The organism is Bifidobacterium vespertilionis (assembly GCF_008698145.1).
GTDB classification, from domain to species: Bacteria; Actinomycetota; Actinomycetes; order Actinomycetales; family Bifidobacteriaceae; genus Bifidobacterium; species Bifidobacterium vespertilionis.
Map to the genome: position 1 here is coordinate 119,032 of NZ_RZNZ01000009.1, position 11,694 is coordinate 130,725.

Here is an 11,694-nt window from a genome sequence, read left to right on the forward strand (position 1 = left end):
CTCATTCCACGCTCTTCAACGCGCCGAGCATGTCCACGTCCTTGAGACGGCGGTACACCACCCAGCCGAGCATGGCGAGCACCACGACCACCACGGCGAGCGGCACGGCGAACGCGGGCCAGGCGAGGGCCGGGTCGAACATGACCTCGTCCGGCGGCACCTCGGTGATGATGTATCGGTGCAGGCCGGCGCCGAACACGTATCCGGCCAGCACTCCGAACGCGGACAGGACGATCGTTTCGCGATAGATGTACATGGTCGTCTCTCCGGTATGGAAGCCGAGCACCTTGATGGTGGACAGTTCGCGGATGCGTTCGGACACGTTGAGGTTGGTGAGGTTGTAGAGGATCACCACCGCGAGCAGCACGGCCACTAGGATGAGCACCTCCATGATCTGGTCGAGCGAGTCGACGATCGTGGCCACTTGGTTCTTCATAGTGATGTTCTGCACCACGCCCCTGACCCCGTCCACGGCCATGAGGTCCGCTCCCTGCCTGTTGGCGTTGTCCACGGATGAGTCCTTGAGTCGGACCATGTAGGCGTTGGACTGGTAGTCGGCATCGAACGCACGACCGTAGCCTCCGGAGGACATGAACATGAAGTGACCGATGTACATTTCGGCCACACCGTCCACGCGCACTTTGCGCTCCACGCCGTCGGGATCCGTCACGGATATGGTGTCCCCGGCCTTGGCGCCGAGCATGTCCGCCATGCGTTCGGAGATGATCGCGCCCCGGTCGGTCAGGACCTGCGGGTCGCGCGAGACGCGGTCGCGCAGGGTGATGTAGTCGCCGAAGTTGTAGGCGTCGTCGGTGACGATGAGCGTGATCGTCTGCTTGTCGCCCTGTTTGCCGGCGGTGGTGGTGAGCTCCTCGTAGCGGATTGACGCGGATTGGTCGATCGCCCTGTTGCCGTCATCCCCGTCCGCCGGGGCGACGGCCTTGGATACGGCGTCGCGCTGGTCCGCGTTGTTGTCTGATTTCTCCGCCACGATCAGGTCGTAGTGTATGATGCCGCCGAACTGGCGCTCGCTGATCTGGCCGATCGACGCCTGCACGCCCAGTCCCGCGGTGAGCAGCGACACTGCGCCGGCCACGCCGAAGATGGTCATGAGTCCGCGCGACTTGTAACGGAACAGGTTGCGGGCCGTGACCTTACGGGTGAAGTTCAGGCGCTCCCACACGGGCGCGATCCGCTCGAGGAAGATCTTCGAGCCCTTGGCGGGAGGCTTGGGCAGGAGCAGCGCGGCGGGCCTCTCCTTAAGCTCGCGGGACGCGGCGATCCACGCGGGGGCCACGGCGCTCGCCCATGCGAGTAGGAACGCGGCGGCGGTCACGCCCAGGTGGAAGTGCAGCTCGATGCGCGGCATGGTGAATCCGGAATCATAGGCGTGGTAGACGATGAGCGGCAGGATGGTGTGCCCGGCCGCCACGCCCAGAATCGTGCCAGCCGTGGAGGCGGAGAAGCCGTAGATGAGGAATTTCTTCATGATGTCCGCGTTCCCATATCCCAACGCCTTAAGGGTCCCGGAATTGGTGCGCTCCTCGTCCACCATGCGGCCCATGGTGGTGAAGGTGACCAGCGCGGCCACGAAGTACAGGAAGATCGGGAAGATGCGCGCGAGCTTCATGACGATGTCCGCGATGATCTCGTACACGCGATATCCCTCGGAGGTGAGTCCCTCACGCCGTCCGTCGATCGAGTACGCGGGCACTTCGAGGGTGTCCACCTTTTCGCTCGCCAGTTTGATCTGACGTTCCGCGTCAGCGATCTGCTTCTCGGCCTCGGGCTTGGCGTCATTGAATTCCTTGAGCTTCTGGTCGTATTCGTCCTCGGCTTTCTCGAGGTCGCGCTGGCCTTGGATCATCTGTGAGGCACCGTCGGACGCCGATCCGGATGCGGCCGTGGAGACGGCGTGCCCGAGTTCGGTCTGCTTGGATGCAAGCAGTTTTTGGGCTTCCGCGATCGCGGCCGCGTTCTTTTGGTACTCCTCGGATCCCTGATCGAGCTTGACGGCCCCTTCGTTGAACTGTTCAAGGCCGCTGTTGTATTGGTTCAGCATGGCGTTGTATGTGTCCGCGGCCGTGTTCCAGTCGGCGAGTGCCTGATCGTACCGCCCCTTGAGGCTTTGGTATGCCTTGCCGGTTATTCCGGTTTTCTCCCATGAAGCGAGGAGACGGCCAGTGGCGTCGAGCGCTGTCTTGGATGCGTCGAGCGCCGCGCGGGCCACGGTGAGCTGCTTGCCGGCCTGATTGAGCTGCAGCCAGGCGAGTTCAAGACTGCTCTGGCCCTGATTGAGTTGCTGTGCGCCGGCAGCGAGCTGGGTTTGGGCGGCGGAGAGCGTGGAGTTGGCGGAAGCGATCTGCGAGGTTGCGCCGGCGAGTTCGGCGGCCGCGGAGGATGCCTGATCGACGGCGTCGAGCTGGCCTTGGGTAATCTGGTCCTTGCCGGATTCGATCTGCGCCTTGGCGTCGTCAAGCTGGGCTTGGGCGTCCGCGAGCTGCTGTTTGGCGTCGTTCACCTGCTCCTGCGCCTTGGCGATCTGCTCACGGCGTTCGGAGCGGATGGAGTCGCGGCGGGCGGCGGGCTGGTTGGCGAGCCGCTGGGAGAGCATGGTCTTGTGGTCCTGCACGCGGTCGCGGTAGGCGTTGTCCCAGTAGTTCAGTCCGGCTGTGTCCTCAAAGGTGACGCGGCCGATCATTGCCACTGACGAGTCGAACGTGCCCGCAGTGACCACGGCGTATCCGTCAAGTTCGCCGGATCCGGCGGTGGACTGTCCCATGTTGAGGTTGGAGACGGTGTCGCTGGCCTCCACGAAGCCGACCACGGTGAAGTCGGTCCGTTTGAGCACGGTATCGCCGGCGATGTCCGGCATCTCGGTCACGCGGATGGAGCTGCCCACGGCGAATCGGTCGCGCTGGCCCGAATCGAGGGCGATCTCCCCGTCCGCCTGCGGCAGCCGGCCCTCCACGACCTCGTAGGTGGAGACGGTCTCGGGCAGCGAATGGACGCGCAAACTATGGTCGCTGCCGGCGATGGTCACGTCCTTGAAGTAGCCGAATTCAGCGTCCTTCACGCCGGCGGTTTCGCGGATGATCGCCTCGTCGTCGGCGGTCAGGCCGTAGTCGCTGATCACGGTCACGTCCGCGAGATTGTGCTCGCCGTAGAACGCGCGGCCGGTGGCACGCATGTCGGGCGCGGTGGCGAACAGGCCCACGAGAGCGAACGATCCCAAGATCATGAGGCTCACGATGGAGGCGAACCGTCCCTTGGACTTGGCGAGGGTGGTGCGGATGTCGCGCCACAGCATGCGCTTGCGGAGCCTGCGAGGCTTACGGCGCGTCATGGCGTTCACCATTCCAGGTCCTCGATGTCCATGGGGTGCTTGTTGACCTCGATGTCCTTAACTCGCGCGTCGTGCATGTGGATCACGCGGTCGGCGATGGGAGCGATGGCGGAATTGTGGGTGACGATCACCACGGTGGCGCCCTTCACACGGCTCTGATCCTGAAGGATCCGCAGCACCTGCTTGCCGGTGTTGTAGTCGAGCGCGCCGGTCGGCTCGTCGCACAGGAGGATCTTGGGGTTCTTGGCCACGGCACGGGCGATGGCGACGCGCTGCTGCTCGCCGCCGGAGAGCTGCGCCGGGAAGTTGTCGACGCGGTCCTTCAATCCCACGTCCACGAGCGCCTGGACCGGGTCCTGCGCGTCGCGCACAATCTCGGAGGCGAGTTCCACGTTCTCCCGGGCGGTGAGGTTGGCCACGAGGTTGTAGAACTGGAACACGAACCCGATGTCGGTGCGGCGGTAGTCGGTCAACTGCCGTGCGGTGTAGTTCGAGATGTCCTTGCCGTCGATGATCACCTGCCCCTCGCTGTTGGTGTCCATGCCGCCCAAAATGTTGAGTACGGTCGATTTCCCCGCGCCGGACGAACCGAGGATGATCGCCAGTTCACCCTTCTCGATGCCGAAGCTCACGTCATTGTTGGCGACGATGACGGTGTCACCCATGTGGTACCGCTTGTAGCTGTGCACCATTTCGATATATGCCACAGGCCCTTCGCCTCCTTGTGTTCCTTATGGTTGCCTCAACCACTAAATAAACAACATGTTGATATAATGATAGGAAGCGTCGGCATATCAGGTCAATCGACAACTTCCGACGATCCGTTCAGATTGAACACTGTCCCCCAAACCGTTCATATCACCATGAATCACCCATTAAAAAGACAACATGTTGATATAATGCATCGGTATCAGCATCCCCAAGCAGCAATGCAGACCCCTGCAGACCCCACGGCGCGACCACAGTCGACCGCACGAATCCAAGGAGCACCACATGCCTTCCACCACACACACCCCAGTATCCGCGAGCATGCCGGCAAAGCGCAACACGAAGACCGAAGCCCGAATCAAGGCGGCCTTCACCACGCTGATGCAGTCCAAGGGCTTCGACGCGATGACCGTCAGCGACATCGCCCGCACCGCAGGCATCAACCGTGGCACCTTCTACATGCACTATCTCGACAAGATGGACCTGCGCCAGCAGCTCGTCGACGACGCCATCGAGGATCTGACGCGCATCCTCGTCACCGACGCCGCCTCTCCTGATCGTGATCGGAAAGCCGTCTCCCTTGGCGGGAACGCCATCGCACCGCACCGGGGCAAGGCCATCTGCGACGCGTTCCAGTCGGCATCCATAGCCGACGCCCTGCGCCACATCCGCAACGACTACGCCTTCTTCAGTGTCGTCTCCCGCTCCGGCAACGACATGCAGATCTATGACCGGATGAAGGAGGTGCTCAAGCGTCTCATCGTCGCGCAGGCGACACGGTTCGGCGCCGAACCGAAGACCGACTACAACGGCATCCCCACCGACTACGCGATGGAGATCCTCGTCTCCGCGGTCTCTTCGATCATCTGGCTGTGGATCCGCCGCGGGTGCAAGGAGAGCCCGGAGGAGATCTGCCGAATCATCGAGGTCAACAAGACCACCGCCCCGGTGGACATCCTGTGGTGATCGCCTTCGGCCGCGAATCGTCGGGCATGACCATCACGCCTGATCACCGGCGGGAGACGGCAAGCTCCTCGAGCCATGCATGCACGCGACGCAGTCCTTCGGCCGTATCCTCTCGTGTCCCCACATAGGACAATCGCACATACCCTGTGCCACGCGCGCCGTCGGCTCGTTCGCGGGCATCGCACCATGCACGGCGCAGCGCCTCCGCTCTCCTGTTCGGCGTGTAATGCGTGTCGCCGGCGAGCGCCGCCCGGTATGCCGCGTCGATCATCGGCCGGGGCGTGTCGAATCCCGGCTCGCCGATCGCGAAGGAGATCGCATCGGGCACATGCGAGGCGAGTTCGAACATCTCGCGCACCGACGGGTACAGCGCCTCGCGGGCGCGGTTCGATATCTCCGGCATGGCTGCTGCGTCCTCCCCGAACTGATAACGGCAGATATTTCGAGGCCACCGATCGATAGGCCGCCATAACCAATGGATATAAGGGGCGCGGTGTTCCCTGACCCGTGCTGCGGTATCCTGTCCGCATCACAAGCCGTGGAATAGGGGGAATGATCGTTATGGCGTTGGAGATTCTGGATTGGCGCAATCCCAAGCTGCTGGCGGCCCCGGTGCTCGCCGCTTTGGAGGATTTGGTGTCTTCGGGCGTGCCGGAGGACAAGATCTTCGGCGTGACCGTCAACACCGATGAGGAGTCCGACACGGATCTGTGGTGCCCGCGCTACGGCATCCCGTTCGAAAGCACCGGCAATGTGGTGGTGGTCCACACGCACAAGACGCGCAAGGCCCCGCCCGAGTTCGCTGCCGCGCTGGTCACGGCGGACACGCGCGCGGATCTGAACGGGGTGGTCAAGCATACGCTCGAGGTCTCCAAGGTGAGCTTCGCGCCCATCGAAGCGGCCGTGGAGGCCACGGGCATGGAATCGGGAGGCATGTCGCCCATCGGTTTGCCCGAAGGCTGGCCGATTCTGGTGGACCGGCACATTCTCGACGTGCCGAAGCTCTACATCGGCTCGGGCATCCGGCCGTCCAAGCTGGTCGTCTCAGGGTCTATTTTCGCGGATTTGCCGGGCGTCAAGTTCGTGGAGGGGCTGGGCAAGCCGCGGGGATGACAGGCGCCCGGTTCACGATTTGAAGAGCCCTGAAAATTGTGAACCGGGAAAGAGTTTGCAACCTTGGGATTTGGCTTGCAAGGGCCTAGATAGGGCCTAGACTGGACCCATGACTGACGCAACGAGGCGAATCGACAAGGCATTGGACAAGGCCGAGCAGGCCCTTGAGCGGCTGGACGCCATCCATGGCGCGGATTCCGCGGCCAGCGCGGACGAGCGGCTCGGACAGGCCGCCGAATCAAGCGAGCTGCTGAGCTCGGTGTGGGCCACACCGCCCTCCGAGCGGCTGAAGTTCGGCGATGGCTGGCGGCTCGCGGACGCGATCGGCGGCGCCACGCCCGGCTTTCACGGGGACAAGGCGGACGGTGAACGGTTCATCCGCATCAGCGCGGATCAGATCGCCCGCTACCAGCGGCTCCTGTACGCCAACGGACTCAAAGGCGCGCGTAACAGGGTGCTCATCATCCTGCAGGGCATGGATGCCTCCGGCAAGGGCAGCCTGGTCAAGCATGTGTTCCGCCAGGGCAATCCGATGGGCATCCACTATCACGGTTTCGGCGCGCCCAGCGAGGAGGAGCGGGCCCACGATTTCCTGTGGCGCGTGGAGCGCGAACTGCCCCGTCCCGGATGGATCGCCGTGTTCGACAGGTCGCATTACGAGGATGTGGTCATGCCTCATGTGTGGGGCACGCTGCCGGAGGAGGAGTGGCGGCCGCGGTATGGGCGGATTGTGGACTTCGAGCGGGACTTGGCGCAGGATGGCTGCGCGATCATCAAGATCTTCCTCGCCGTGAGCCCCGAGGAGCAGCTGAGGCATTTCCTTGGGCGCCTTGACGATCCGACCAAGCATTGGAAGTTCGCCATGAGCGACCTTGACGCACGCGATCGATGGGACGACTACATGGCCGCGTGGCAGGAGGTCTTCGAGTGCACGTCGACCGATTTCGCGCCTTGGCACGTGGTTCCCGCGGACAACCGCTGGTACTCGCGCGCGGTGGTCTCCGAGCTGCTGCGCGATGCGATCGTGGGCATGAATCTTGCTTGGCCGGGCTTCGACGCCGACGTGGACCTTGGTGAGGTGCGCCGGCGTCTGGAGGCATGAGCGGGAGGGAACTACCACTCACACATGGTCCACGCGGTAGTCCACGAACACCACCTCACCGGAATCCTGCGTGGCGTCCAGATCGACCGAACCGGTGATGGCCCAGTCGTTGTCGCCGTCGGAATCGCAGATGATCTGGCGGACTTTCCAGATATGCTCCTTGGACTCCAAGGAATCATCCAGCACGAACCATTCGCCGCCACGCGCCTTGGCACCGGTCTCCACGTATTCGTGCTCATCGTAGAAGTCGTCCAGCACGTCCTCCCACTCGTGCACGCCGTAGCCCCAGTCCTTGTCCAGCGCGCCCAGAGTGGTTGGATCGTCCAGATCCATGAGTTGCACGCGGCGGAACATGGCGTTCCTGACCAGCACCGTGACGCCTCGGCGATCCTCCACCACGGCGGCCCTTCGACCCGGCGCGGCCAGATTCGCGGCGGCTTCGGAGGCGTTCTCCGCACCTTCGGCACCGGCGTTCTCCCATTCGTCCACCAGGCTGGAGTCGATCGAGCGGACCAGCACGCGCAGCCACGCGATAATGTCGTCCAGCTGCTCGTCGCGCTTCTCCGGCGGCACCGTGCGGGCCAGCGACCGGTAGGCGTCGGACAGGTAGCGCAGCAGCGTGCCCTCGGATCGCGCGATGTTGTAGCGGGCGATGTACCCGGTGAAGTCCGAGGCGGTCTCCACCATGTCCCGCACCACCGACTTGGGGCTCAGCCAGTAGTCGTTCGCCCACGGCACGTCGTGGCGGTACTGATCGAACGCGGCCTGCAGCATGTCCTCCAGCGGCTTGGGATAGGTGATCTCCTGCAGCTTGTCCATGCGCTCGTCGTAATCGAGCCCGTCGGCCTTCATATCCGCCATGGCCTTGTCCCGCGCGGCCCGCTCCTGGGCGCGCAGCACCTGCTTGGGGTCCTCGAGCGTGGCCTCCACCATGGAGATCACGTCCAGCGCGTACGTCTCCGACTCCGGGTCCAGCAGCTCCAGGGCCGCCAGCAGGAAGGGGGAGAGAGGCTGGTCGAGTGCGAAGTCCTCCGGCATCTCCATGGTCATGTAGTAGTTCTTGCCGCCGTCGTCGCGGTCCTCGGTCTCGATCACCTCGGTGTCGAACAGGGTCTGGAAGATCTCGTCGGCACGCTGGTGCAGGCGGTCCTTCTGATCGGGGGTCTGCGCGGAGTCGTCGATCAGCTCGTCCACGCGCCGGCGCGCGTCGCCGCCCTGCGCCACCTCGTTGAGCACCATGGAATGCGTGATCTTGAGATGCGGGACCAGCGTCTCCGGGGCTGCGTCGATGAGCTTGTCGAACGTGTTCTCGTTCCACGTCACAAAGCCCTCCGGCGCCTTCTTTCGCTTGATCTTCTTGAGCTTCTTCGGATCGTTGCCCGCCTTGGCCACGGCCTTCTGGTTCTCGATCTCGAACTCCGGGGCCTCGGCGATCACCAGGCCTTCGGTGTCGAAGCCCATGCGTCCCGCGCGGCCGGCGATCTGATGGAATTCGCGGGCGCGCAGCTTGCGCATGTGCGTGCCGTCGAACTTGGTCAGCGCCGTGAGCACCACTGAATGGATGGGCACGTTGATGCCCACGCCCAGCGTGTCTGTGCCGCAGATCACCGGCAGCAGGCCCTGCTGGGCGAGCTGTTCCACAAGCCGGCGGTAGCGCGGGAGCATGCCCGCATGATGGATGCCCACGCCGGTCCTCAGAAGCCTCTGCAGGATCTTGCCGAACGCGGTAGTGAACTTCACGCCCTTGATCGCCTCGGCGATGGCCGCGCGCTGCTCCTTGCTGGACACGCCGGTGGAGGCCAGCGCCTGCGCGGTCTCCAGGGCAGCATCCTGCGAGAAATGGACCACGTAGATGGGCGTCTCGCCGTTGCGGAAGGACAGTTCGACGGTCTTCTCCAGCGGATCGAGCGTGTACTCGTAGCTCAGCGGCACCGGGCGCGGGGCATTGGCGATCACGTCCACGTCCGGGGTGTCGTTGAGGTCCGCGAGCTTGTCCGCGATCGCGTCCACATTGCCCAGTGTGGCGCTCATGAGCAGGAACTGGGTCTGGGGCAGCGTGAGCAGCGGCACCTGCCATGCCCAGCCGCGCTCCGGGTCGCCGTAATAGTGGAACTCATCCATGGCCACCAGCCCCACGTCCGCGTGCACGCCTTCGCGCAGCGCCTGATTGGCCAGGATCTCCGCGGTGCAGCAGATGATCGGCGCGTCCGCGTTGATGTGGCTGTCCCCGGTGATCATGCCCACGTTGTCGCGGCCGAACACCTCCACCAGATCGAAGAACTTCTCCGAGACCAGCGCCTTGATGGGCGCGGTGTAGTACGATCGCCGGCCGGTGCACAGGGCGGCGAAGTGCATGCCGAGCGCCACCAGCGACTTGCCGGAGCCGGTGGGGGTGTTGAGGATCACATGGTCGCCGGCGAGGATGTCCATGATGGCCTCCTCCTGATGCGGCCACGGCTCGATGCCCTTGGTGTCCGTCACCCAGCCGAAGAAGCGCTCGTAGATCTCGTCCGCGTCGATGTTGCGGGCCTCCTCGCCGTCCCAGCTCGGGGCCAGCGCGCCCAGCGTGCCGTATGCCTTGTCCTTGTTCGTATCCGTGATGTTCCCGTTGCTCTCAGCCATGTCTTCCGAGTCTACCCGGCGGCGGATACGGGGTGATTCATCCCGGGAGGAGCGGTGTAGGGGTGAGTCGCTTCGTCATCCTGAGCGTTGAGCCGTGAAGCGGCCTCCCGCTGTCATCCTGAGCGGAGCGTAGCGAAGTCGAAGGATCCTTAGCCATTGCGGGCCAATCGTTATATGCATTAGTGCGTAAAGTTAAGGATCCTTCGACTCCGCTATGCTCCGCTCAGGATGACGTTGGGCGGGCGTCGCGCGGCCGGCTCACTCGAACGCTTGTTCGATACCTTGCGCTATGATGGCTGGCATGAGCGAACAGGATCTGTTTGGCGCGGCTGATGCGCCCGAGGACGTGACCAGGCCCCTGGCCGTGCGCATGAGGCCCGCCACCGTGGAAGAGGTGGTGGGACAGTCGCATGTGCTGGGGGAGGGCTCACCGCTGCGCAGACTCGCCAACCCGGCCTCGAAGGGCTCGCTCACCGCGCCCAGCTCCATCATCCTGTTCGGTCCGCCCGGCGTGGGCAAGACCACGCTCGCATACATCGTGGCCAAGCAATCGGGTCGCGTGTTCGAGGAGCTGTCCGCCGTCACATCCGGCGTCAAGGACGTGCGCGATGTGCTCGCCCGCGCCCGCCAGCGGCTCGTGGCGGAGGGGAAGGAGACCGTCCTGTTCATCGACGAGGTCCACCGGTTCTCCAAGTCCCAGCAGGACGCCCTGCTGCCCAGCGTGGAGAACCGGGACGTGACCTTCATCGGCGCCACCACCGAAAACCCCAGCTTCTCCATCATCAAGCCATTGCTGTCGCGCTCGGTGGTGGTCAAGCTCGAATCCCTGTCGCCGCAGGATCTCAAGACTCTCATCGAACGTGCGCTCGAGGACAAGCGCGGCCTCAAGGGCGAAGTGAAGGCCACGGACGAGGCGATCGACGAGATCATCCGCATGGCCGGCGGAGACGCGCGCAAGACCCTCACCATCCTGGAGGCGGCGGCCGGCGCGGTCACCGGGGACAAGGAGCGCAAGAAGGGGGCGCGCAAGCCCATCATCACGCCGGATGTGGTGGGCAATGTGATGGATGTGGCCACCGTCCGGTACGACAAGGCCGGCGACGACCATTACGACGTGATCTCCGCGTTCATCAAGTCCATGCGCGGCTCGGACCCGGATGCCGCCCTGCACTGGCTCGCCCGTATGATCCGCGCGGGGGAGGATCCGCGATTCATCGCTCGGCGCATCATGATCGCCGCCGCCGAGGAGGTTGGCATGGCCGCGCCTCAGGTCCTGCAGGTCACCGTGGCCGCCGCGCAGGCCGTGGCGATGATCGGTATGCCGGAGGCGCGCATCATCCTGTCGGAGGCGACGCTCGCCGTGGCCACCGCGCCCAAGTCGAACGCCAGCTACAACGCCATCAACCAGGCGCTCGCGGATGTGGATGCCGGCAACATCGGTCAGGTGCCGTTGCATCTGCGCAACGCCCCCACCAAACTCATGAAGAGCTGGGGCAACCACGAGGGCTACCAGTACGCGCACGATGCCCCGGGGGCCGTGGCCCCGCAGCAGTACATGCCGGATGAACTGGTGGGCCGCGAATACTATCATCCCAACGATCGCGGCTATGAACGGGAGCTGGGTCCGCGGCTCGAACGCATCCGCGCGATCCTGCATCAGGCGCCGGAAGGTGGGGCTCGTCTAGGCGGCAATGGCTGACCGGGCGACACCCCGGATTCAATTTGTAAGTGCAACACCCGTCTTTGGATGGTCTTGCCGCAATAGTACCCTGCCGAGCTCGCGGTACCAAACCTCGTTGGGCGTTTCCCAGTTCAGGACCTTCAACGGGGTGTCGTT

8 protein-coding genes and 1 pseudogene are annotated in these 11,694 nt (G+C 64.2%); 4 read left to right on the forward strand and 5 right to left on the reverse strand.

All coding sequences use genetic code 11. The annotated features are described in order from the left end of the window. Window position 1: 1 nt before the first annotated feature. A complete protein-coding gene (locus EMO90_RS07690) occupies window positions 2–3,346 on the reverse strand; it encodes an ABC transporter permease (RefSeq protein WP_150354670.1) in 3,345 nt (1,114 codons plus the stop codon). A 5-nt stretch (window positions 3,347–3,351) separates the two neighbouring features. Then, the gene (locus EMO90_RS07695) at window positions 3,352–4,053 is read right to left on the reverse strand and encodes an ABC transporter ATP-binding protein (protein WP_150354671.1); all 702 of its coding nucleotides are present in this window, start codon (window positions 4,051–4,053) and stop codon (window positions 3,352–3,354) included. Window positions 4,054–4,339: 286 nt separating this feature from the next. Between EMO90_RS07695 and EMO90_RS07700 the strand changes: the two genes are divergently transcribed. Beyond that, window positions 4,340–5,020, forward strand: coding sequence for a TetR/AcrR family transcriptional regulator (locus EMO90_RS07700; RefSeq protein ID WP_223849817.1), 681 nt, complete (start codon window positions 4,340–4,342; stop codon window positions 5,018–5,020). 43 nt (window positions 5,021–5,063) lie between these two features. Here the strand turns inward: EMO90_RS07700 and EMO90_RS07705 are convergent, their stop codons facing one another. Beyond that, the gene (locus tag EMO90_RS07705) at window positions 5,064–5,423 is read right to left on the reverse strand and encodes a hypothetical protein (RefSeq protein WP_150354672.1); all 360 of its coding nucleotides are present in this window, start codon (window positions 5,421–5,423) and stop codon (window positions 5,064–5,066) included. Window positions 5,424–5,581: 158 nt separating this feature from the next. Between EMO90_RS07705 and EMO90_RS07710 the strand changes: the two genes are divergently transcribed. Together EMO90_RS07710 and EMO90_RS07715 are read left to right on the forward strand one after the other, a co-directional pair. Further along, a complete protein-coding gene (locus EMO90_RS07710; protein ID WP_190972073.1) occupies window positions 5,582–6,133 on the forward strand; it encodes a YbaK/EbsC family protein in 552 nt (183 codons plus the stop codon). 109 nt (window positions 6,134–6,242) lie between these two features. Then, on the forward strand, window positions 6,243–7,235 hold the full coding sequence (locus EMO90_RS07715; protein WP_150354673.1) for a PPK2 family polyphosphate kinase: 993 nt from the start codon (window positions 6,243–6,245) through the stop codon (window positions 7,233–7,235). An 18-nt stretch (window positions 7,236–7,253) separates the two neighbouring features. On the opposite strand, the gene EMO90_RS07720 is transcribed toward EMO90_RS07715, so the two are convergent. Continuing rightward, a complete protein-coding gene (locus EMO90_RS07720; protein ID WP_150354674.1) occupies window positions 7,254–9,857 on the reverse strand; it encodes a DEAD/DEAH box helicase in 2,604 nt (867 codons plus the stop codon). Between the two features lie 301 nt (window positions 9,858–10,158). On the opposite strand from EMO90_RS07720, the gene EMO90_RS07725 reads away from it, so the two are divergent. Further along, window positions 10,159–11,556 (forward strand): replication-associated recombination protein A, encoded by a 1,398-nt coding sequence (locus tag EMO90_RS07725; protein ID WP_150354675.1) that lies wholly within the window; start codon window positions 10,159–10,161, stop codon window positions 11,554–11,556. A gap of 18 nt (window positions 11,557–11,574) precedes the next feature. Here the strand turns inward: EMO90_RS07725 and EMO90_RS12825 are convergent. Continuing rightward, window positions 11,575–11,694, reverse strand: a pseudogene (locus tag EMO90_RS12825) (IS30 family transposase); the annotation flags it as partial.

Excerpts from the sequence above, each read along its gene's own strand:
- EMO90_RS07690 (WP_150354670.1), bottom strand. The coding sequence starts at position 3,346 with ATGACGCGCCGTAAGCCTCGCAGGCTCCGCAAGCGCATGCTGTGGCGC.
- EMO90_RS07700 (WP_223849817.1), top strand. The coding sequence starts at position 4,340 with ATGCCTTCCACCACACACACCCCAGTATCCGCGAGCATGCCGGCAAAG.
- EMO90_RS07705 (WP_150354672.1), bottom strand. The coding sequence starts at position 5,423 with ATGCCGGAGATATCGAACCGCGCCCGCGAGGCGCTGTACCCGTCGGTG.
- EMO90_RS07710 (WP_190972073.1), top strand. The coding sequence starts at position 5,582 with ATGGCGTTGGAGATTCTGGATTGGCGCAATCCCAAGCTGCTGGCGGCC.
- EMO90_RS07715 (WP_150354673.1), top strand. The coding sequence starts at position 6,243 with ATGACTGACGCAACGAGGCGAATCGACAAGGCATTGGACAAGGCCGAG.
- EMO90_RS07720 (WP_150354674.1), bottom strand. The coding sequence starts at position 9,857 with ATGGCTGAGAGCAACGGGAACATCACGGATACGAACAAGGACAAGGCA.
- EMO90_RS07725 (WP_150354675.1), top strand. The coding sequence starts at position 10,159 with ATGAGCGAACAGGATCTGTTTGGCGCGGCTGATGCGCCCGAGGACGTG.